Origin of the sequence: Metallosphaera javensis (ex Sakai et al. 2022), assembly GCA_021654415.1 — an archaeon.
In the GTDB taxonomy this organism is placed as follows: Archaea; Thermoproteota; Thermoprotei_A; order Sulfolobales; family Sulfolobaceae; genus Metallosphaera; species Metallosphaera javensis.
Map to the genome: position 1 here is coordinate 1,984,747 of AP024487.1, position 22,177 is coordinate 2,006,923.

The window sequence follows — 22,177 nt, forward strand, 5'->3', positions numbered from 1 at the left end:
CTCGAAAGGAGCACCCCAACTTCACGGAAAGGGAACTTTGACTCCCCAAAAGGATTAAAGTGTCTGCATTTTAATTGTTAGTCATGAAGCGAGTTCTCAGAATCCCTAGATTCAACAAGGAGGGAAAGCCCAAGACGCTGGAGTTACTGGTGGACTCCCCGGTGATGAACGATAAGGGATTTCCGCAGGAGGGTAAACTGCTTCTAGTCATAGATGACGGAAAGAACAGGGTAGGATTTCAGTTGAGTACCGCTGAGGCAGCACTCCTTTATCAAAGGTTAAGTTACGTTCTAAACGAGTCAGCGAAGGAGTATATTCAGATTGAGGAAAAAAGCAAGAGGAACTATCAATCTACAAAAAAGGGTAGGGACGTGGAAGAAGAGCAAAGCGAAGAGGTTCCACCAGAATACTTTGATGAAATGCCACCAGACGATCTTCAGTGACCTTGATCGCCTCGTGATAGGGAGGATCTCCAGACAACGTTCCTGACAGGGGCGTGAAACTTCTCTGTATCTTCAGATAGTACCCTGTGGCGTTAACCGAGTTATTCTGGCCGGCCTCTGCTAGAAAGTTCTCCTTGAACGCCGTTACCCCGGGTTCCTCGTAGGTGAAGGTAAGACTCTTCTGCGTCAGGGCGTTGTTAGACGTGAGCTTCACTAGAACCGCGCCCCCGTAACTGTTTATCACCTCGATTATACCCGAGAAACCACCCTGCGCGGTCAGGTTTTCTTGGAGGGATTGCCTTGTGGTGTAACCATTCAGGTTGAAGAAGTAGGAGTAATAGGCTCCTAACTCCACGGATCCATTCTGAGCATATGACAGATTGAAGGGAATTACATTGGGAGAGGATATTGGTGTGGCAAAGGCTGAGATCTGCAACGTTACAGGATAGTTTCCCGCCAAATACATGGATGAGGAGTAAAACCCGGACTCGTTCGCGACTTCCTTGAACGTCTCATCCAGGTAGGCGAATTGATAGATATTATTGAAGGTTTGGGAGGCATAGAACTTTCCGCTCTGCGATACTGTTGCCATCTCATCTCCATGAAGGAATGTCAGAATTGAGGAATAAGTCAATGTGTAGCTTCCGCCCTCCTGATAATGAACCCCTGAGAAACCGCCCACAAATATGGGTGAGGAATCCAAGAACCTGGAATAGGCCTGTACCATCTTTCCAGATATCATTGGGTTGCTCTGATTGACCCATAGGGCTAGGAACCCGGAGAGGTCCCAGTCGAAAGAGGGACTTCCCGTGAGCTCCTTGGCAGTTGCCAGGTTTGTGATCGACACTGTGATGTTGGCTTTGGTTCCCATCGCCAGCAAGGGAGTGAGGTCAATCTGATATGGGGTATGGAAGGCCAGGGTGTTAATGCTTGGCAGTGGCTTCCACCAGAATAGATCTATCCCTCCAGTGTATATTGTCTCATAGGGAGGTATCACTGAGGTCAGCAGGCCGTTATAATACATCAGTATATCCCTGGTAGCCGGCTCATTGCTGTACCAGAACTCGTCAAGACCTCCTCCCTCCTCGTAAAGGAACGCTGTCATCCTGTACGTACCGTTTGGTATGGTCACGGGAGAGGTGTAACTATCCTGATTGGGATTAAGGATCACATAGGAGTAGTTGTAATTGAACGTCCCGTTGACGAAGAGCGGTATGAACTCGTTGGGGAGGTTCCCCGGAGCCTTTCCAGGGTAGAGGGCCAGAGTTATGTTGACCACGTAGAGACCGGTTATGTTGACCTTTGCGTCATAGAAGTTAACCAGCACTGGCTCGAAGGTCACGTTTCCGTGTAGGAGGTTCTCAAACATGGTCAGATCCACGGAGGCGCTGGAGTTCTGAATTTCCTGTGTGGATCCCCAGAACACCGGTATCCCATCCACAAAGATGTAGAATGGGCGGTCAAACTGTGTACCATTGACCTCCTTCACGCTCACATTCATGAGGATGAAACTGTAGGATCCGTTGGGGATGTGAACGATGAGGTAGTAGGGTTTGAAAGCGGTGTCGTTAAAAACTAGGTTCTTCGCCACGGTGACCAGGACAGGGGTCTCGTTCGGTGGAAGATATCCGACTGCCTCGAAAGAATAGTACTTGGGATCCAGACCCTGCATGGAGGTTACGTTGTAGAGGGTTACGCTGTGGAGTTGCGGAGATGACTGGGCAATCACACCTATCCCTGGGAGAAGTCCCAGGATCAGAATGGTTAGGAGGAACCAGGACTTCATTTTCTCACCCTCAGGATAAGGATAAGTAATATGACTACCACAACAGCAAGGGCTATTATGCCCACCTCGAGGTATGTTATCTGCTGATGAAGTACAGCCTCAGGGTAAAGATTGTCCACGTTAAAGGATACGTTGTACTCCAGCCCATTCTTCAGAACCGCCAAGAAGTGATATGTTCCGGAAGGTAAAGAGGAGGCGTGGAATGGGATGTGAAGTGTTACCGATCCGTTGCTTGCGGTATAGGTAAAGTTCTGGGCCTCTCCGTTCAAGTATACCGATACTGGCTTCAGGAAGGGCGAGATGGTCACATTAATCACCTGGAAGGAAGAGGTAACGTTGCTGGTGACCTCCAGGACTCTGGGTGGAGGAGTGAGAGAGAGGTGCGGTGACAGTACTGTGGTGCCCTGTAGTATCACGTTCCCACCACTCACGTTAAAGGCATAGGTTGAGTTTACCAGGGATGAGATAAGGCTGACGTTGGAGTTACTCAGCGTTAAGGCTACACCGGAACCACGAATTGTGGAGCCAACAACAGTCAGGGTGGAGTTCAGGGCATTTATATGCCCTACTTGAGATGACGAGACCGTAACGTTGGAGTCGATAGCCGTCAAGTTGTTTACAGTAGAGCCCACAAGGTTCAGTGAAACACCCTTCACTGTGAGGTCAGGCGAGTATACCTGGTACAGGGTATATCCATTTCCGTCGTGTACCGCGTAGGGCAGGGAGGAGTTTTCGCCAATGGTGAGAGGACCCATGTAGGTCTGATCTGCAACGTATAGATTCTCGCTGGAAAAGCCGGGATAGCCCAGGGCTGTGGTACCCTGAACCACTCCAATCCATGGGCCTGAAATTACTCCGGGCTGACTTCCCCTGAATTGTGCATTGCCAGAGAAGTAGGGGACAGTGAAGTTACCCACCCACATCCCAAGGGTGGCATTATACTGGAGGGGTACCTCGTAATTCACCTCATTCAGGAGAGATTCGAACGTTGTGCCAGCGGGCATCAGGGTCAGGGTGAACATCCCCTGTGTGACAGGGCTTCCGTTCTGGTATGTTATTTTCACCTTTATTGGCACATTCTCTCCCTGATAGAGATAGGTTGGCATCAGGATGGTGGTCTTGATCGAGGGACTTACATAGAACCACGTGGTGAAGTTTCCGTACTCTAGGCCCACGGACGTATTGACAACGGAATGATATACAACCCTGTAAATTCCCGGGGTGAAATTATACGGAACGGTGAAGTTGGCCTCCTTCAGACCAAACAGCAGGAAAATACCGTACTGCACAGTGTCTGGGGCTGAAACCATGGGGACCTGTGCCACCAGCTTGTCTCCTTGATACACATAAGCTGTGACATTAGAGGTGAATAGGCCTAATCCGAAACTGCTTATGGTCTCCGCGAAGAAGCTTACATTCTCTCCAGGAGCAACTCCTGGCAATCCTGTTATGATAGAAGGATAGACGGTGCCGTAAACTGCGTCGCCGAACGTTAGGTATGTGTACGTTGATCCTCCTGTGGTGTTTATGACCAGAAGATAAGTTCCCTGTGGCATATTGGGAAGTAGGGAAAACTGGCCGTTATAGATACCGGGCATCTGCGACTGTAACAGGGTAAAGTTCAGCAGAGTTTTCCCATTCTTCACCAGATATCCGGTAACGGACATGTTGGAAAGCGGTGTTCCATTTGGTGCTGTCACCTGCACTTGAACTGGAACAGGTTCACTGGGAGGTATGGGGAGTGAATAGGGGAAGGGAACTGGCTGGGATATTACCACAGAGTCCCCCACATCTATGTCCACCTGAGCCACACCCTCAACACTGCCGGAGGATCCCCTAACCACTATGGACCAGATGTTGGGTGGTCCTTCACTCACCGTGAACATTCCATTCCAATACGTTCCGTTAAACTGCAGAGGTACTTTCATGAGGAGGCCATTGACCGTATAGATATATGCCGTGAAATTGCCAGAACCGACTATGTCCCCGCTCTGATTTGTGATATACGACACGATCTTCACCGTGGAGTTATATGGATACCACGGATAGCTCTGGTTTCCCGAGAAGGTTGAGACTGAAATCTTGAGTTGGGGCTGCTTTAGATACTGCTTCACGGCGTTCAGCAGCCCAGGATAGTTGGGCGTTCCCAGGCCCGTAACCATGTTATAACCAAGCTTCGCAGAGTAAACGCCATTGAAGCCACCCGTCACCTGATGGAAAGCCTGTGTATACAGGGTGGAATTTGAGTAAATCCAGTAGAGCATGGGATTGAGAAGTCCCAACGACTGGTTTAACTGGGAGTCAAGGTCGGCAGTCACACCTGCCCATATGGGGGAGGCAAGGCTTGTACCTCCGATCACCTCCTCCACCCCCTCAGCGTAGATGACAATACCCGTATACGGGTTGGCATCTGCACTTACGTCTGGAACTTCCCTGGTTGAGGCATTGAGATATTGAATCTGATACCAAGGTGCAGGGAACAGTGAACTAACACCTCCTCCCGACGCGACGCTAGTAATCCCAGGTTCAAAGTATTGGGGAAGAACTCCCCATGCAGTCTCATATCCATAACTTACGTTGGCGTTCTTGTTCTCGATGGAACCAGATGTGGCATTCACGTAAAGGGAAGTGCCTCCCACGGCAGTAACAAAGGGAGAGGAGGCAGGAAAATTGACACCACCGTAACTTGTTAAGGTCCCACCAAAAGCACCATTATCCCCAGAGGATGCGAAGAACGAAATACCCTCAGCGGTCCCCAGGGCAAAATAATAGTCTAGATACGGGTAATTGGGCGTACTGCCCTGGAAGTAGGCGTAAAAGCCTGAGGCACCAATCAAGTTCTCGGGGAGGCCCCAGCTCATGGACACCACCTGAGCTAAGTCCTGCGATACCACAAGGTCAACCGCTTCAAATAGTGCTGATCCAGCGTTGGATGCTACCACGTCTATGACGTGGGCATAGGGAGCCATGGAGTGAACAGTTTCCACGTCCAGGGCTGTCTCCACATCCCATCCGGTGAAGATTCCATAGATGGGGTGATATGGTCCCACCGGTAAGATGGTGAGATTTATGGGAGGAAGGTTGTTCTGCGCGTCAAAGGCCTTAACGTCCTGCGTAAGCTCCGGATCTCCGTAGGCGTCAATTATGGCCACTGTAACGTTCTTCCCTCCAGGTATCACGTTGTAAGCCTGTGAGATTTCTCTCCCTGTATAGTAAGTTGCTGAAAACTGGAATCCATAATATCCCGGAGAAGGAGATGACAATCTTAGCTGTCCATCACTGAGGTTTCCCAGAACCACCAGATCAGGCTTAATCAAACTGTAATTTGAGAGGCCCATAATCAGGGAATTGCTTAGAGGGCTGGGAACTATAGGTGTAGTTTCTGGTCTATAGTATAGTAAAGCCCCGCTCTTGTACAGGGAGAGGGAAGTGTGGAAAACTTCCTCCACGGTAGAGGCATTGGAAACTGCCATCACGGAGAAGGGACTGCTATACACCACTGTAAAACCGTGGCTTTTCAGGTAACTTATCACCTCTCTCTCCTTCTGCACATTTCCAAACATGGATATGAGCTCTGACCTGTTCAGGGGATGTATCTGATGGTTCCCTATCTCCTGGACCAGTAAGTATAGGTAGTTCATGTTCTTAGGAGGTATGAAAACCGACACGCATACCTGGGAACTGGGAGGCAATAACTCCTGAAATGTTCCCTGATACTGTGGACCATAATAGGTTGCGTAAGAGCTAACCTGCAGTGGAATAATGGGTGAAAGAGCAACGACCAGGGCCAATAATAAACCGAGTTTCATGCATTTAATGCATCGGGGACAATATATTAACTTTTTGAAAATATCAAATCAATTCTTGATTTAGACCTAAAAAGGATCAAAAATAGGTAACTTTGGAGAAGTTATAGTTGGCCTAAAAGGTTTTGAAGATATGAGAGAAGCAGGGACTGGCTGGCTACATGAGCATAATTGGTTTCCATAACTAGATACTGACCTGATACCGACTCCAGCACCAGTGTGTTATTGTTAATAGGGTATGGATTGGCGATGAAGTACGGAGCACCATTAAAGTTTCCTTGAGTTATCACGGAATTCATTCCCGTGTATTCCTTCATGTTTTCATAGAAGGAGAGAGTCATGTTATACTGAGCTTGAGCTTGCGATGGCGTGTTGAACTGAGTCACTTGAACCGCAAGTATTGAGGAGCTGTTAGCGTAAATGGCCAGATATCCAGCACTTACGTTGAGCTTCCATTGATGGAACAGTTGCTGATACTTTGACTGCGCATTACTCATGTTAAGGTTTGAGAACTTCATGCCGTGGAAATTGCTCATGAATCCGTTTCCTAGACCTGTGGAAAGATTAAGGGAGTTTAAAGCGGTGTAGTTGATGTATGACCAGTAGGTCAACTTCATTTCGTTCACGCTACCAAAAATGGAGGGTGGTTGCACCACTGCTGATTGAGAATTTACGGCATCCTGATACTGGTTCATAAATAGGTTAAGTGAGGCCTGAGAAGGATCACTTACACCTGTCACCATAACTCCAACTAGGTATTCTCCGTTGTAGCCAAGCGCTATACCATACTTGGAAATGTTACCATACACATATTCCAAGTTACCACTCTTATTTACGTTGAAATTGTAACCTGCAACTAAGATCAATGCAAGTTTTCTAAAGTCCTGTGTAACATTGGACGAAGTGACCTTGGATACGAAAGTTATAGCCGTGGAAGTGCTGTTATGAACTAGAACCTCCGCGAAGGTGGTTCCAACCATTTGTGAGAAATTGCCCAGATACTGTGAGGTTATAGTGTTCATTGGAGCCAGTCCGGATAAGTTACTTAACTCCATCCATGCTCCAACCGTGTAACCCGACACTCCAGTTGACACTTGAGCCTGAACTGGAGAGAGAAGAACAGTACTGCTGGGCGCTGAGGCAAGATTAACTTTAGCCTGCTGAACAGTGTTATGTGGAACAGATAACTGCATGAACCCAATCACTACGACGGCTATCACCAAAATGGCTATTACTCCTATAACTAGAGACTTGTTCATAATAGTGATCCCATCCGAGATGTTTAAAAACATTGTCAAAATAGCTTAGAATCTGCATCCTTGACAAAAGCCAGATATCATCTCGACTTGGCCTCAAATATTCACTCGATGGTTCTCTGGAAATCACTGATACCGTGGGTCTTTTTCAATGCCTTTACCACATCTTAGAGCTCAGAAAGATTTATATCTGTAATCCGATATCGGTATTTAGATACACAATGTTTCACCACGGATTTGGTCATAGGGGAGGTAGGAGAGGGTTAAGGTTCGTAATACTCTTCTCGTTGAATGAGTCGCCCAAGAACGGAATTGAGATAATGAAGGAAATAGAGGAAATGACCAAGGGTTGGTGGAGACCCTCGCCCGGCTCCCTTTATCCTATGCTGGCAAAAATGTCTCAGGAGGGATTCATAAGGAGGAGAGAAGATGGAAAATATGAATTAACCGAAATAGGCAAAGATGAAATAGAGATAATACGGCAGAGGATGGCCGTGATGTCCAGCTTTAAGGAGAGCATGAGACGTGAGCCCTCATCCCCCGAGGAGATAATTGAGGAGATAGAATTTTACGTGGACTACCTAGAGGATCTAAAGAGGAACGATCCAGGGAAACTAAGCATGATTTCAGATAGAATTAAAAGACTCAGTGAGAGATTAATGAAGGTGGTTTCATGAAGGTCGCTGTACCTGTAACTAATGGCATGATAGATGGACCTGGAGAGGGACTCACGGTGAGGATATACGAAGTTGATGAAAAGATAAGGCTGATCGAGGAGTACGAGAATCCAGCACTCAAGGCTACCGCTGCTAGGGGAATATATATGCTTAGATCAGCTCTGGATAAGGGAGTGACGGCCTTTGTGGTGGCTGAGATAGGGCCTCCAGGTGTCAGATTCCTGGAAGGAAAGGCAAAAATATACATAGCGGAGGGCAGGGTTGAAGACGCACTTGATAAACTAATCAAAGGAGAACTAATGGAAACCCATGAACCCACACATGGAGAGCATCACGGTCACGGAGGACATCACATACATCACTAAGACTACTAGGTTACCTTCTCATCCTCCGACTTTCTCGCTTTGATTTTCCCATACTCGTTTGACTTCTCATGATGATTGGCCTGTCCATTATGTTGTCCATTGCTTTCCTCATGATCCTCCTCGTCCTTACTCGCTTCGCTCATCTCTATAATTTCGGCTGCCAAGAAACCCAGGATTATGGTTCCCATAAAGAAGTAAACGATTATCGGTGAGGAGGTTTTGATGGATTGGAACAGCTCATAGGATGAAAACAATATACCCCCTAGGGAGAGCACAAGCCAGTTAACTCTCTTGTTAACCTTAGTGATAGAAATTCTGAATAACGAGAAATCTGACGCCAAATGAACGAAAATGTTGGCCAGCAATGAAACCAGACCTGCTATTGTGAACGCTAAAAATGCGTTAAAGCCTGTAAGCAGGATTCCGCCTAGAACTATTGCCACAAAAGTGGCCACTGTGACCAGGACAGCGTTAATTGGTCCTCTTCCCGATTCTAGCTTTCCAAGGAGCTCTGGTAAGAATCCTCCTCTAGACATTGCGAAAATGGTTCTGGATGTGGCCATCATGTAAGTTAGGGTGGCCAATATCCCATCGTTGGCAGCAGCAAAAAGAACAAAAACGAGAGTTATCAATCCAAATCTATCTTCAATGAGTTGAACCAAATTTAGCTGATTTGCTACTAGATGGAAATAAATGACGTGATCTGTTATTCCGTATACATCAAAGGCCGCAAGGAGACCGCCCAAAAGGATAACTGTCACTATTGCCCTTGGAACGCTCTTCTCAGGGTTCTTGACCTCACCAGACAGAGGAGTGATGGAGCCGTAGCCGGTTGGTATGGAGGACCCAAACAGGATTGCTAGGGCTAGTGTGCTAAGGTTAAGATTTGACGGAATTGGATTATAGAGATAGAAATGGGTAGAGGCCATAAACAATACTGCCAGAGCTGCCATCATACTAATTTCAATAAGGCTCGCAACTATAGCATATTTTGCTGTGGGTTTTATTCCTAGAATGGCAAAAACACTGGAAATTGTCAGAATGACCGAAGCAATAACCACGGAGGGTACGGGAATTATAGTGGACAATATGTAGGAAGCTCCCAGCACATATGCAGCACCATACATCGAGGAGTAGAGAAGATATAACCAGCCTGTTTCGAATCCCAGCCTCTTGGTCAATGTGTAGTATGCGTAGGTATAATATCCTCCAGTTTTGGTAAATTTTCTAGATAAAACATAAACTGAAAGACCGTTAACCAGGACTAGGATTGTCCCCAGGATAATGGCCAGGGACGCCCCGGTACCCACAAGCAGAAATGCGTACAAACCGTAGGTTAACACGCTGAGAAATGGAGATTGACCTCCCAAGGAGAGAAATATAAGGTCTAGGATTCCTATGACCCTTTTAGGTTCCTCATTTAGCTGTTCCTGAGATCCCTTTGACATTCAGGGAAAATGTTATTACCATAGAGATTTTAAAATCTTCTTGTAACAGGCAAATAAAAATAGCTTAACGTGATAATTGAGAAATTATTTCATTATATCATGAAGATTCCATAAAGCTTAGGACGTTCTGATAGCCGGGCTTCTGGAAGGACCATGATTTCCGCAATATAATAAAGGGTGGAATGGATTTTGTCCATTAATGAAAATTATTGGTGTTGAGGAACTTCCTATGGATGTCAGGGTCAGGGACGTGCTGAAGAGGAGAGGAATAGTAACCCTAAATCCCGTGCAATGCGAGGCTGTTGAAAAGGGTTTGTTACAAGGTAAGAGACTACTCCTGACTTCACCCACCGGTTCAGGGAAAACACTCATAGCTGAGCTTGGAATGATCTCTCATCTTCTCAACGGGGGAAGAAGAGCCATCTACGTTACTCCCCTGAGGGCGCTAACATCTGAGAAGTATAACACGTTCAAGGACTGGGAGGCGCTGGGTTACAGGGTAGGAATGACCTCAGGGGATTACGATACTGATGACGCCTTTCTCAGTAAATATGATATTGTGGTCACAACGTACGAAAAGCTGGACTCCCTCTGGAGACACAATCCCTCGTGGTTAAAGGAGTCCGACTATTTCGTTCTTGATGAGTTTCACTATCTGAATGACGGAAAGAGGGGCCCAGTGGTGGAAAGCGTGGCAGTGAGGGCAAAGAAAAGGAACCTTCTGGGGTTAAGCGCCACGGTGAGCAACGCTGACGCCATCGCGGAGTGGCTCAACGCCATCCCTGTGAAGACCAACTGGAGACCAGTCCCACTGAGGGAAGGCGTACTTGTGAATGACAGAAAGATAATGGTTTCCTATTCAGATGGGACCATCATCCAGCTGAAGGGAAATGACGGAATTCTCGCCTACACCAAGAGGGTTGTAGAGGATGGTGGTCAGGTCCTTGTATTCAGAAACTCAAGGAAGATGGCTGAAACCACCGCAAGGAAGATAGCCGAGTTGAATCTTCCGCTCAAAAGAAAGGAGATAGAAGAACTGATCTCCAGATTGAGGGAAGTTGAAGATGCGGGTTCAGACGAAAAGACAACTCTAGCGGAGCTATTGAGCAAGGGAGTGGCGTTCCATCATGCCGGTCTATCAAAGGGACTGAGGGATTTGATTGAAGAGGGGTTTAGGAAAAGGGTGATCAAGGTGATTACGGCAACTCCAACGCTGGCTGCAGGTGTTAACTTACCGGCCAGAGCTGTGGTAGTGGGAGACATTTACAGGTTCAACAGAAAGATCCTGGGCTTTCAGGAGGAGATCTCGGTTATGGAGTACAAACAGATGAGCGGAAGAGCGGGAAGGCCTGGTTACGACAGTGAGGGCGAGGCGGTGATAGTGGTGAGAAACAGAAAGGATTCGGAGAGGATAGCGAAAAAGTACATCCTATCTCCACCAGAACCCCTGGAGTCCAAGCTGGGTAACGAATCTGCGTTCTATTCCTTTTTGCTGGGCCTGGCGTCGGAAGAGGGAACCACAGAAGATCAGGTTAGAAACATGGCGCAGGAGACCTTTCTGGACAAGGAGCTTGTGAAGTCCTACCTTGAATCTGGACTCAATTGGTTGAGGGAAAACGGATTCTTCACCGAAGGAGTGAAGTTGACCAAGTTCGGGAGAAGGGTTGCGGACCTTTACATCAACCCCTTCACTGCAAAGCTGATCAAGGACATCCTATCCATGAGCGAGGCAGAAAGCTGTGATATTCCCTACATTCATATGCTAGCCCTGACACCAGACGGACCCATAGCCAACGTGAGCAAGCCTGAGGAGGATGATCTCCTTGAATGGTCGCCATGCCCTACATTCACTGAGGTGCCAGATGACGAGGACGAAGAGTTCCAGTATTTCTCCGCCCTTAAGATTGCTCTAATTGTTCATGATTGGATTGAGGAAGTTGAAGAGGACGCCATTCTATCAAAGTATGGGATAGGTTCTGGAGATCTAAGATCCATAGTGGAGACCATGGAATGGCTCACTTACTCGGGTTATCAGGTGAGTAAGGCCTTGGGGTGGGAATCCCACGCTGATATCATGTTCCTGCTCAACAGGAGGGTATCGGACGGCGTGAAGGAAGATCTGCTGGATCTGGTGAGAGTGCCGGGAATTGGAAGGAAGAGGGGAAGACTACTGTACCAGAACGGTCTCACGAAACCGGAGGATCTGGTAATGAATCCTGAAAAGGTTAAGGCAATTCTCGGTGAGAAGATAGGTGAGAAAGTTGTCAAGGACGCTGCAAGAGTTATTGGAGGAGTTCTTTAGGGCAAAGGACGGGGAAGAACTTGCGTTCCAGGGAGATAGGGATACCTTGAAAAAACTGGAATTGGTGTTGAGAGCTTTAGCCCAAGATACCAGATATGATGGAAATAGATTACTGGTGAAGAAAAGAAGGCCTTAGAGGGGAATATTTCCATGCTTCTTTGGATACCTGAACTCCCTCTTGTTCTTCAACATCTTGAGTGCTGAAGCTATCACCTTTCTGGTGTCCTTTGGCTCTATGACGTCATCAATCAATCCCTTCTCTGCTGCCCAGTAGGGGTTGGCGAATAACTTCTTGTACTCTGCTATCCTCTCCTTGATCAGATCGTCAGGGGACTTACTATTCTGTATCTCCCTTCTGTACAGGATTCTTACAGCACCCTCAGGCCCGGTGACTGCGATCTCAGCAGAGGGCCACGCATATATGAGGTCGGCACCAAGGCTCTTAATGCTCATGGCTATGTGAGCCCCTCCATAGGACCTTCTAACTACCACGGTGACCTTAGGAACAGTAGCCTCAGCGAACGCGTACAACATCTTTGCACCATGCCTAATTATTCCCTTGTACTCCTGATCGGTCCCTGGCATGTAACCGGGTGTGTCAACCAAGCTTATTAGAGGGATATTGAAGGCGTCACAGAACCTTATGAATCTGGCTGCCTTATCTGAGGCATCTATGTCTATTGCCGCTCCAAGATGAGCTGAATTGTTGGCAACTATTCCAACCACATTCCCAGCCACCCTCCCGAATCCAACTACCATGTTCTGGGCCCAGTGTTTCTGAACTTCCATGAACTCACCGTTATCCACGGTTCTGTATATCACTTCCCTGATGTCAAAGGGCTTAACCGTGTCCGTGGGAACCACGCTCTCCACATCTTTCATCTCCCTATCTGCCGGGTCCCCAGTATCCATGAAGGGAGGTTCCTCCATGTTATTGGAGGGCAAGTAGGAAAGCAGCCTCTTTGTTATGTTAATGGAATCCTGTTCATTCTCGGCAATGAAATGGACAACTCCTGATTTAGTGGCGTGGATCACGGCCCCACCAAGGTCCTGGAAGGAAACATCCTCTCCCAGCACCACCTTTGTTATCTCCGGACCTGTTACGAACATGTAGTACGCATCGCCCTTGATCATGATGATAAAGTCGGTGAGAGCAGGGGAATACACAGCGCCACCGGCAGCTGGACCGGCCATGATGGTTATCTGTGGTATCACGCCAGATGCCATGACATTGGCCTTAAAGACTGTACCGTAACCCTCCAGGGCAACGGCTCCTTCCTGAATCCTAGCTCCTCCTGAATCGTTTATCCCGACCACTGGCGCTCCAACCTTTAACGCAAGCTCGTACACCTTCGCTATCTTGGATGCATGGGTCTCTCCAAGGGTTCCACCAATTGACGTGAAGTCCTGGGCAAACGCAAACACTGTCCTGCCTTCGACCTGGCCCCAACCCGTGACTACTCCATCTCCATAAACCTTGTTTTTATCTAGTCCGAATTCCGTAGCCTTGGTTGTGGCAAAGGTCATGACCTCGTTGAAGGTTCCCTCGTCAAATAACAGGTTCAATCTCTCCCTGGCAGTCAGCTTACCCTTGGCATGTTGAGCCTGTATTCTTTCCTCCCCTCCGCCCATATAGGCCTTGGCCTTCAGGTTTCTTAACTCTTCAACTAACTTTGACATGTCCGGTTTTTCGAAAGTTGCAGTCATGTGTAATCGAAACCTATTGCAAACTCTCTCTTAAAATTTTTATCATTTAAACTTTAGGAAAATTATACATGCTGATATTTTATAATTATAACTTTCTTAGTCATTCCCTCAGAGTTCGCGTATGGGCCCTCACAGATCGGATCCCGGATTCCTCATCACTGGTGAGTAGTAGATGATGGCCAACGTTAAAAGTGTAAGCTGGACTTGAGATGAGGACTATGCAGCATATATACCCTCTTCCGCAACGTACTTCTGCCTGGCCAAGTCCATGAGCTTTCTGGTGAAGAAAAGGGAATAGATCACCACCACTATCGCAAACAGAATTGAAAGCCATCCCACCAGCGCGAGGTTCCCCTGACTATCTGCAAGTGCGAGCTCTTTCATTAAACCTTGATGAACCTGAAGTGTTCTCCCGTCATATATGTCTGGCCAGTACTCTCCTATCGCCAGACCTCCCCAGGCGCTGTTCACGGTGCTGGTCAGGCCAGCAACGATGTATGGCATTGCCGAGGGAATTACCACCCTTCTCAGCCTCTGCCAGAACGTGAGGTTCAGATTATCCATGACTTCCCAGTACTCCTTGGGCATGTTCTTGATACCCATCCAGTAACTGTAGAACACGTAGTAGAAAGTGGAAATAAAGCCCAACAATAGAACATAAAATTCGTTGGTGAAACCTCCCAGAAAAGACCTCAGAACGGGGTATGTCGCCCCATACAGGAGGGGAAAGTATGCAGGAGCAGGAAAGGATGCCACGGTCTGTATAACTGGTATAATTACCCTCTCTGTTCTCTCGTGAATGGAAAGCCAGTATCCAACAAAGATAGCTATTATCAAGGATATTACCGCTATTATTCCCACCCTGAGGTAATCTATTCCTATTAATACCAAGTCGTAAGGAGTTGAGGAGACCAGTGAGTTCCACGTCTCAGGGGGTACAGACTTGACCACGGTAAAGACGGAGTAGGAAATTCCTATCAAGAAAAGAACCGCAATAATCTTACCCAGATTTCCCCAATGGCGCACTCTCTCCTCATCCTCGTCAATATCTGCAGGAATAGGTTTACTCCTAGTCACGTATCTGGCCAACTTGGCCACGGGAGCTATGGCATTACTTATCTTGGCGGAGTATCTGACCCTGAACCTTCCCCTTCTCACGGCCATGTTGGAGGATTCTGTATCAAGACCGTATCTCTGAACCGAGAATGAAGCGAACTCCCTTAACGCCACGGTTATGAAAACTACCACCACTGCTAGAATTCCCAGAGCGTAGAGAGCCTGGTTGTAAAGTCCCGAAGTGGTCAACCTGGAGATAAGGGATCCGATCCCAAAAACTGCATAGTTACTGTTTCCAACACTGAAGACCTCACTTACCGTGATGTAGAACATTGCATCCGCGAAGCTGGGAATCAGATTGGCGGCAATTCTGGGTATGGAAAAAGGAATGTAGAGCTTGGACATCTTTCCCAGGAAACCCAGTCTCATGTTTTCAGCAACCTCATTCAGGTTCTCTGGAACTGTCTTGAAGGCCTGGTAAATCCCCATCCATATGTTCCACACAACTGCAGTGAACACAAGAAATATCACTGCCAGCTCAGTGCCCAGGAATCCTCCTATGTCTGTAACAAAGAAAATCAACACTACAGGGAAGAAGGAAATAACGGGGACGGATTCCAGGACCTCTGAGACCGAGATGTACACGTTCTCAAAGGCCCTGTTTCTCAAGGCCAAGTAGCCCAGAAGCCATCCCGTTACAATGGAGAGGATGATGGTGATGAAAACTCTTCCCACTGTGACACCAACAGCCAGCAACGCCAGGAGGGGAAAAATCAACTCTCTTTCACCCGTTTCTTGACCGGGGTCAGAAGCTTATACAACGTGTCCAGATACTCCTGAAATCTAGGATCCTTAGGATTTCTGGGCCTCTCTAAATCTATGATTACCTCACCAGCTATGGTGGCGGGACTTCCGTTTAGAACATAAACCTTGTCAGATAACTCCACAACCTCGTTCATGTTGTGAGAAACCATTACCGCTGTCTTGAGCGAGGTATCATCGTTGAAAATGGTGGAGTAAATTTCCTGCCTGAGACCTTCAGCGGTGAGCTCATCCAAGTGAGCGAAGGGCTCGTCCATGAGCAGAACGTAAGGATCTGCCGCCAAGGCTCTGGCTATAGCCACCCTCTGCCTCATTCCCCCGCTCATCTGTTTAGGATAAAAGTCCTCAAAGCCCTGAAGTCCCACAAGCTCAAGCATCTTTCTGGCTATCTTTTCCTCCTCCTCCTTGGGAAGCTTCCTATACTTAAGGCCGAGTTTAACGTTCTCCAGGGCAGTTAACCAGGGAAAGGTGGCAATCGACTGGTGAATGAGAGCTATTCGCGGGGTGGGATGGAGAACCTTTTTCCCCATTAATCTGACCTCTCCCTCGGAGGGCTTGATAAATCCTCCCAGAATCCTGAGCAGAGTGGATTTCCCAACTCCTGAGGGCCCCACTATGGCAGTGAGTTGATTCTCCTCAGTCCTGAGAGTGACGTTCTCGAATACCCTGTAGTTATTGGGATACTGATATGCCAAATTGACTCCCTCTAGGATTGTTCCATCTGACCATCCCCACTCAACGTTAAATTCAATTCTTAAAAGCTTATTCTATCATAAAGTAATATTTTGTGCTCGAGGATTTAACTTATCCCGTAAATACCTGTTCCAGATCCCTTATCACGTATCTCTCTCCCCTCTTTCTTAGCAGATGTAATTTCACCATCTCCCTTAGAACATCCCCTCCAAATCTGGAGGAGACTTCCTTGAGGCTAAATTCCTTTTGACGGTACTCCTGAATTGCCCTCCTAACGTCAAAGGTCAAGGGATCGTTGGAGTAAACCTCCCTGCACATCAACTCTATCTGGACGTTGGACCTCCTGAGCTCATCCCTGAGTTCCCTGTAGCCCACCTTCATGCAGAGCTCGCGCAGATCCTTTATTCCCAGGGACAGAACGTGCACCACGGCGTCCCTGGTTAACCCTGACTTGGCAAGTTTCACGCCATCCGGAGGAACACCGTATTTCAGGCTGTCATGAATTTCTAGAGCCTTACGAAACCTGTCATCTCCCAGCGCCCTTAAAACGCGGAACATGGCGAAGGAGATCCACTTGGCGTTTGAAATGACCTCCCCCAGATCCTTGGAGGTCAGCTTTTCGCATACACCATCCAGACTGTTCCCGCTCATCCATCTGGTGAGCAGTTCCTTCCCTTCCTTACAACCCCTGAGGGACTGGGCAACCGCCGATGAACTCGCAATGACGGTCAGCAGGTCTGCTCCCTTGTCCTCTATGGGGAAACCCGAGAGGGCCTTAACGTCAATATAACTCACGGCCACGGCTCTTCCCAGAGGGGTCACCGTCACCCCTTGATCAGTGGTAACAAGTTTCATTTCCCTGAGCCTTAACACAGAGGACTCGATTACACTATTCTCGATCCCTCTGAAATTGAACGTTGAGTTTAATGACCTTCCAAGATCATCTATATCCACCCCGTCATTCCACGAAACGAAGGCCAGAGAGAGTGTGTCAAGATCCGGTTTGATTACCTCTGCCTTTGTTCTTCCACGATAATATTTCTCCTCCAGTTGAACTGCAAATTTCTCGGAATTGGCAATGATTATGGCCATTCCCTCCTTGTCATACCTGGGCCTTCCTGCCCTTCCTGCCATCTGCTTGAACTCTGCAGGAGAGACGTCTTTCCATCCCTTGAATTCTCCCCTCTCGTCAACATCTGGCAACTTAAGTTCGTAAAAGACGACAGCATAAACTGGCAGGTTTACTCCCTGACCCAGGGCAGTGGTGGACACCACGACGTTGAGGTTTCCCTCCATCAACATATCCAGCACCTTCCTTCTCTCGTCGTGGGATAGCCCGCTATGGTAGTGATTAGCCTTGAAATCCCTTTTCTGAAGCTCCAGAGCGAGAGTCTCAGCAGACCTCCTGCTCTTCACGAAAACCAGGGCGTTCTTGCCCATGGAGACAATCCTTTGGAGAACCAGAACCAGTAGCTCAAACCTGGGACGTGTTAGCCTGGACGGCTTCAGGTTCTCCTCCCATTCTCCACACCTGAGAACGTAGGGAAAGGCAACGCATTCATGAAGGGGAACGGTCCTCTTGTCGTGGGAAATGAGCCTAGCGTCGAGCCACCTCACGTATCTCTCAGGTTCACTAAGGGTGGCACTCAGGGCTATCAGGGGAACCTTCCTGGATTTTGCCCAGAGCACTAGGTTTTCCAGCGCTAACCCCCTATCGCTTTCCACGTTATGGACCTCATCTATTATGATCTTCGAGACGTTATTGAGCCAGGAGTAGTTGTGACGTATGGCGCTGTCAAACTTCTCATAGGTGGTGAGGAGAACGTCTCCGCTTATCTTCCTGAGATCCTCTTCATAAACGTCAGAATCCACCATCACTGCCCTGGTTTTATCCTTGATGGAGAGATATACTTCCCTGGATAGAGCCTTCAAAGGAGAAACGTACACGGAAATCCCTTTACTCTCAACTAGAACTCTCTTAGCAATGTGAGTCTTCCCGCTACCGGTAGGTGCAGAAATCAAGTAGTTCCTATCCCTGTCATTGTTATATTCCTTGAAGAACCTCTCGGCTAATGGAAAGTCCATTCAGAGAGAGTGGAACTAGACTAAAAATAACATTTTCTACAGGATACTCTACAAGAAAGACCATTATCAGGTCCTCCTGGCGTAGTCCCAGCACTTCACCTCTGCGTCCTCCATCTGAACCATGGGTGGCTTTTGCAGTCTACACAGCCTCTGTAGATCCCTCTTTCTCCTCATAACCTCACAGTAATCATGAAACCTGCATCCGCTCATGCTTCCCTCTCCAACTTCGACCACGCTAACCTTCTCTCCCTTCCTACCAAGGCGAATCACGGAATTTGCCAACACCATGGAGTAGGGATGAAGCAGACGAGTACCCCGCTCAACCACTTCGTCCTCATACATCACGGTAACAGAGCTACAAGGTGAAATAAGGTCAACAGAGCTAACGAACAGCAACGCGTCCAGCCCCCTTGATCTAATGATTTTGACTAGGAGTTTCTCTACCTTGAGCCTCTCCTGTTCCTCCACCTCCTGGAAAATATCCTCAACAATGACGAAACGCGTTTTCTCCATGAAGAGAGGAGAGAGGTAAACCTTGACCAGGTTTAGATCGCTCAGGTCATCCAGAGAGTCGTCGGGAATTCCCAGAAGGAACATTATTTCCTGAACCCTCTTACTGCTCTTTAGCCAAGCCGAAAGTAGGTCCTTTGCCTTTATTCTACCCCTCTCGAGGTGACGTGGAATAAGGTAGGTGGACCTTATACCATCCTTCCTCGACATATACTCTCCGGTGGATGGATCGATATACTGAACTTCCAGATCTCCCCTTTTCAGGGATTGGGAAAGCCTAGCCTTGTACTCATCCCACTCTCCAAGAATGCAGGTAATGTCCTTTATCAAGGGTATTGGACCATTCTTTAGCTGTATCATTGTACCACCACTACTCGTAAAGGAATAGGGTTATATCCCGCAGGCATAGGCAATACACCTGACCCTATGGTTACCCATTGAAACCCAGTTCACGTTCTGAAAGCACTTGGGAGTGGAGTGTTTGCAGATCCCTGAATAGGGGCAACCCTTTCCTTCTACCTTCTCCTCCTCAATTTCCCCGTTAATTAGATCTATGGTGTAGGGATGTAAGGGTGACTGCAGGACCTCAGGACCCTCCTCCACCACTTCCCCACGATACAGCACCATCACGTGATCCGCAAGCCTGGAGAGAATTCCTGGATTGTTTTCCAAGAACATGAAGGAGCTTCTGACGGAACCCATCAGATCTATGATTGAATTCATCAGAGTGGCCCGTCCAATATCTCCCAGTCCGAATTCGAGATCGTCAAATATCACGTAATCCGGTTCCAGAAACACTGCGAGAGCTATGGCGACCTTTTTCAGCTGTAAAGGAGTGAGTTGATAGGGCAACTTTTCCATTACGTCAGAGTTGAGTCCCATGAGCTTCAGATACTCCAGTCCAACTTCAACTCCATACTCGCTGTTTCCAATCTCATGGGAAACCACAATCTCGGCAAAGTGGGATCCAACCGTGTACAGAGGATTGAACATGGTACCGGGATCATAAAACACTGCTGATATCCTCTCCCATCTGACCTTATGAAGAAGGTCCCTCGATTTCAGCAGATCAATGCCATCAAGGAGGATGGAACCGGAGACGTTATCTAAGAGACCTAATGTTGCAGGAATGATGGCCTCCTTTCCGCTGTCCTTCTCTCCCAGAATTCCCACAGACTTCTTATCCAGCTTGGCACTGAAGCATTTCAGCCCTTTCACTGTAACACAGTTATACTCCAGCATTTATCTCACCATTGAATCTGAAACCAGGAAGATGAGAATCAAGAGAATTGCCCTGAAACCTGCTGGGGGAAGAAACAGCCACCAGAAGTCAAAGAGACGCGAGCTATTCAAGAGTGTTGTCAGTGTAGGAAAGTTGGGATCCCCAACTCCAGCTATCACTCCTAGTGCGGTATACACGGCTATCCCATCAACCACTGAAGGCAGGAAAAAGCGTTTTGACAGGGCCTTGCCTATTCCCCAGGAACTTCTCAGCCTTTGGTAAATGGAGATTTCCGGGATCTTGAAAAGTGGATTTCCCTTGCACACGGCTTCCGACACCTGTCTCGATATCACAGACCATCCAGTTAGCCCCACAACCAGGGCAGTCAGGAAGAAATTTGCCTTTACAAAGGTCACCTCCGGTGTGGCAAAAAGTATGATGATGGCCATGAGAATGGGCACCCTCGGAAGTGAGGTTATGCCGTCGGATACCCTCATCATCAGAGACCTGAGGCTACCACATGAGCTACCGGCCAGGACCCCGTATGAAACCCCCAGACCAACCTCTATGAGCGCTACCATAATACCAAAGAGGAGTGTATCCACCACAGCTCTAGCATTAACGTTAATCATGTTACCACCATTCACGTAGGTGCCCAGCGGGTACTGGTGAGATGGAGGAAGAAGCGGGGAACCGCTAGGTAGCTGAATGAAGGTGAAAACTAAGGCCCATCCAAAGTAAATGAGGAACCCCAGCAAGGCCCATCTCATCTTCTCACCCTGGGATCAACATATCCATAAAAGATATCTCCCACAAGTCCAGAGAGCAAAACGATGGTGGAATAGAAAATAAGGACCCCCTCGACCACCTTAAAGTCACCGTAAACTGCGCCCACCCTGAGAAGGAATCCTAGACCTGGCCAGTAAAATATGGACTCAACAAGAAATTCAGCCACCAGCATGTCCACGAAGGCTGCAGAAATCGTGGATAACGCAACTACAGAGGCACTTCCCAGCATATGCCTGTAAACCAATATTGTCTTTGAGAGTCCCTTGGCCTTCAAAGGATCATTTACACCATAGGGCAAAACCAACCTGTTCGCGTAGGTTCCGATGAAGGGGAAAAAGAGGGCTATAACAGGGAAAATTATGTTAACACCGTTCTCCACCCTCAGGTGGAACGCATAGATAAGCGAGAGGGCAATGATCCAGGAAGCCAAGGCGTTACCTATGTACTTCCACCTCCTCACAACCTTGGCCACCAAACCCTCTTGGGCAATGCTTCTAACCGCCATGAATGAGCCCAAGTAAATGGATAGGGAGAAAGATATCCCCGATAGAATGCTTGTGTAAGGAAGTGCAGACACAAGAAGGGAATCCACACTTAGACCGTAATGTCTGCTTAAACCGAAATTGAAAGTTAGAAGCTCAAGGATTACCTTGAACAGGTTCTCTCCATGAAGGATCTCCAGGATAGCGGTTATAATGGATATGATGAGGATTGAGATCAGGAATGATAAAAATCTCTTAATAACATAAGCGGAGAGGGATCCTGCACCCCTAGAATTGGCTAAATCTCCGATGGCCCTCTCCTGGACAAGCAGGACGGTTCCCCTAAATCCCATGGCTGAACCCACGAATACCAAGAGTATACCAGGCAAGGACAAGGGAGCTAATTCCTCTACATATCCGTGAATCACGTACACATAAAATGAGGAGGAGTTTAGTGATATGTTCTCTACCTGCTTCAGCACAATTGTTTTACTTCCGCTCAGTATCACCGTCGCGGTGGGAGGCCCTTTACTCATCACAGCCCAGTACTGATCCTGCCAGTCACTTGGTGGTAGTGCACAATCGCCCTCGCCATAGGAAACCAGCGAGACGCGCTGACTTTGTGTCGCCAGAAAGGAAAGATATATTCCAGCCACGATAAGCATTAACGAGATTATTACTAGTGACCTTGCTCTCATTTTGAAGCGGTTGGTTAGTTGACCTAAAAA

17 protein-coding genes are annotated in these 22,177 nt (G+C 47.8%); 5 read left to right on the plus strand and 12 right to left on the minus strand.

From position 1 onward, the window contains the following. Positions 1 to 83 precede the first annotated feature (83 nt). A complete protein-coding gene (locus QVC96_RS11145) occupies positions 84 to 443 on the plus strand; it encodes a hypothetical protein (RefSeq protein ID WP_238025350.1) in 360 nt (119 codons plus the stop codon). Here the strand turns inward: QVC96_RS11145 and QVC96_RS11150 are convergent. The 3 genes from QVC96_RS11150 to QVC96_RS11160 form a co-directional block, all read right to left on the minus strand. Beyond that, positions 352 to 2,229 carry a peptide-N4-asparagine amidase gene (locus QVC96_RS11150; protein ID WP_287689290.1) on the minus strand — a complete coding sequence of 626 codons (1,878 nt, stop codon included), beginning with the start codon at positions 2,227 to 2,229 and terminating at the stop codon, positions 352 to 354. The genes QVC96_RS11145 and QVC96_RS11150 overlap by 92 nt on opposite strands. Next, entirely contained in the window at positions 2,226 to 6,038 is a 3,813-nt protein-coding gene (locus tag QVC96_RS11155) for a S53 family peptidase (protein WP_287689291.1), read from the minus strand. Before QVC96_RS11155 ends, QVC96_RS11150 begins: the two co-directional genes overlap by 4 nt. A 101-nt stretch (positions 6,039 to 6,139) precedes the next feature. Beyond that, positions 6,140 to 7,294 (minus strand): hypothetical protein, encoded by a 1,155-nt coding sequence (locus QVC96_RS11160; protein WP_238025347.1) that lies wholly within the window; start codon positions 7,292 to 7,294, stop codon positions 6,140 to 6,142. A 218-nt stretch (positions 7,295 to 7,512) separates the two neighbouring features. Between QVC96_RS11160 and QVC96_RS11165 the strand changes: the two genes are divergently transcribed. Together QVC96_RS11165 and QVC96_RS11170 are read left to right on the plus strand one after the other, a co-directional pair. Beyond that, positions 7,513 to 7,968 carry a PadR family transcriptional regulator gene (locus QVC96_RS11165; protein ID WP_238025346.1) on the plus strand — a complete coding sequence of 152 codons (456 nt, stop codon included), beginning with the start codon at positions 7,513 to 7,515 and terminating at the stop codon, positions 7,966 to 7,968. Then, positions 7,965 to 8,333, plus strand: a complete 369-nt coding sequence (locus tag QVC96_RS11170) for a NifB/NifX family molybdenum-iron cluster-binding protein (protein WP_238025345.1) — start codon at positions 7,965 to 7,967, stop codon at positions 8,331 to 8,333. The genes QVC96_RS11165 and QVC96_RS11170 overlap by 4 nt, the downstream gene beginning before the upstream one ends. A 5-nt stretch (positions 8,334 to 8,338) precedes the next feature. Here QVC96_RS11170 and QVC96_RS11175 read toward each other — a convergent pair whose 3' ends face one another. Next, positions 8,339 to 9,781, minus strand: coding sequence for an APC family permease (locus QVC96_RS11175; protein WP_238025344.1), 1,443 nt, complete (start codon positions 9,779 to 9,781; stop codon positions 8,339 to 8,341). 199 nt (positions 9,782 to 9,980) lie between these two features. Between QVC96_RS11175 and hel308 the strand changes: the two genes are divergently transcribed. Together hel308 and QVC96_RS11185 are read left to right on the plus strand one after the other, a co-directional pair. After that, positions 9,981 to 12,083, plus strand: a complete 2,103-nt coding sequence (gene hel308, locus QVC96_RS11180; RefSeq protein WP_287689292.1) for an ATP-dependent DNA helicase Hel308 — start codon at positions 9,981 to 9,983, stop codon at positions 12,081 to 12,083. After that, positions 12,034 to 12,219, plus strand: a complete 186-nt coding sequence (locus QVC96_RS11185; protein ID WP_287689293.1) for a hypothetical protein — start codon at positions 12,034 to 12,036, stop codon at positions 12,217 to 12,219. The genes hel308 and QVC96_RS11185 overlap by 50 nt, the downstream gene beginning before the upstream one ends. Here the strand turns inward: QVC96_RS11185 and QVC96_RS11190 are convergent. The 8 genes from QVC96_RS11190 to QVC96_RS11225 all read right to left on the minus strand — a co-directional run bounded on the left by QVC96_RS11190 (position 12,216) and on the right by QVC96_RS11225 (position 22,147). Then, positions 12,216 to 13,790, minus strand: coding sequence for an acyl-CoA carboxylase subunit beta (locus QVC96_RS11190; RefSeq protein WP_238025341.1), 1,575 nt, complete (start codon positions 13,788 to 13,790; stop codon positions 12,216 to 12,218). The two genes, QVC96_RS11185 and QVC96_RS11190, sit on opposite strands and share 4 nt — an antisense overlap. Positions 13,791 to 14,006: 216 nt before the next feature. Then, complete coding sequence (locus tag QVC96_RS11195) at positions 14,007 to 15,623, minus strand: ABC transporter permease (RefSeq protein WP_287689294.1); 1,617 nt, start codon at positions 15,621 to 15,623, stop codon at positions 14,007 to 14,009. Next, positions 15,620 to 16,363: an ABC transporter ATP-binding protein gene (locus QVC96_RS11200; RefSeq protein ID WP_238025339.1), complete on the minus strand. Its 744-nt coding sequence runs from the start codon at positions 16,361 to 16,363 to the stop codon at positions 15,620 to 15,622. Before QVC96_RS11200 ends, QVC96_RS11195 begins: the two co-directional genes overlap by 4 nt. A 109-nt stretch (positions 16,364 to 16,472) precedes the next feature. After that, positions 16,473 to 18,446: a DEAD/DEAH box helicase gene (locus tag QVC96_RS11205; protein WP_238025338.1), complete on the minus strand. Its 1,974-nt coding sequence runs from the start codon at positions 18,444 to 18,446 to the stop codon at positions 16,473 to 16,475. A 66-nt stretch (positions 18,447 to 18,512) separates the two neighbouring features. Continuing rightward, positions 18,513 to 19,316, minus strand: coding sequence for a hypothetical protein (locus QVC96_RS11210; protein WP_287689295.1), 804 nt, complete (start codon positions 19,314 to 19,316; stop codon positions 18,513 to 18,515). Positions 19,317 to 19,346: 30 nt separating this feature from the next. Beyond that, positions 19,347 to 20,198, minus strand: coding sequence for an ATP-binding cassette domain-containing protein (locus QVC96_RS11215; RefSeq protein ID WP_287689296.1), 852 nt, complete (start codon positions 20,196 to 20,198; stop codon positions 19,347 to 19,349). Then, positions 20,199 to 20,948: a peptide ABC transporter permease gene (locus tag QVC96_RS11220; protein ID WP_238025335.1), complete on the minus strand. Its 750-nt coding sequence runs from the start codon at positions 20,946 to 20,948 to the stop codon at positions 20,199 to 20,201. After that, positions 20,945 to 22,147: an ABC transporter permease gene (locus QVC96_RS11225; RefSeq protein WP_287689297.1), complete on the minus strand. Its 1,203-nt coding sequence runs from the start codon at positions 22,145 to 22,147 to the stop codon at positions 20,945 to 20,947. Before QVC96_RS11225 ends, QVC96_RS11220 begins: the two co-directional genes overlap by 4 nt. Positions 22,148 to 22,177 lie beyond the last annotated feature (30 nt).

Bases quoted from the DNA above. Each gene is read 5' to 3' on its own strand.
- QVC96_RS11170 (WP_238025345.1), top strand. From the start codon at position 7,965: ATGAAGGTCGCTGTACCTGTAACTAATGGCATGATAGATGGACCTGGA.
- QVC96_RS11215 (WP_287689296.1), bottom strand. From the start codon at position 20,198: ATGCTGGAGTATAACTGTGTTACAGTGAAAGGGCTGAAATGCTTCAGT.
- QVC96_RS11190 (WP_238025341.1), bottom strand. From the start codon at position 13,790: ATGACTGCAACTTTCGAAAAACCGGACATGTCAAAGTTAGTTGAAGAG.
- QVC96_RS11145 (WP_238025350.1), top strand. From the start codon at position 84: ATGAAGCGAGTTCTCAGAATCCCTAGATTCAACAAGGAGGGAAAGCCC.
- QVC96_RS11225 (WP_287689297.1), bottom strand. From the start codon at position 22,147: ATGAGAGCAAGGTCACTAGTAATAATCTCGTTAATGCTTATCGTGGCT.
- QVC96_RS11165 (WP_238025346.1), top strand. From the start codon at position 7,513: ATGTTTCACCACGGATTTGGTCATAGGGGAGGTAGGAGAGGGTTAAGG.
- hel308 (WP_287689292.1), top strand. From the start codon at position 9,981: ATGAAAATTATTGGTGTTGAGGAACTTCCTATGGATGTCAGGGTCAGG.
- QVC96_RS11205 (WP_238025338.1), bottom strand. From the start codon at position 18,446: ATGGACTTTCCATTAGCCGAGAGGTTCTTCAAGGAATATAACAATGAC.
- QVC96_RS11210 (WP_287689295.1), bottom strand. From the start codon at position 19,316: ATGATACAGCTAAAGAATGGTCCAATACCCTTGATAAAGGACATTACC.
- QVC96_RS11160 (WP_238025347.1), bottom strand. From the start codon at position 7,294: ATGAACAAGTCTCTAGTTATAGGAGTAATAGCCATTTTGGTGATAGCC.
- QVC96_RS11220 (WP_238025335.1), bottom strand. From the start codon at position 20,948: ATGAGATGGGCCTTGCTGGGGTTCCTCATTTACTTTGGATGGGCCTTA.
- QVC96_RS11175 (WP_238025344.1), bottom strand. From the start codon at position 9,781: ATGTCAAAGGGATCTCAGGAACAGCTAAATGAGGAACCTAAAAGGGTC.
- QVC96_RS11155 (WP_287689291.1), bottom strand. From the start codon at position 6,038: ATGAAACTCGGTTTATTATTGGCCCTGGTCGTTGCTCTTTCACCCATT.
- QVC96_RS11150 (WP_287689290.1), bottom strand. From the start codon at position 2,229: ATGAAGTCCTGGTTCCTCCTAACCATTCTGATCCTGGGACTTCTCCCA.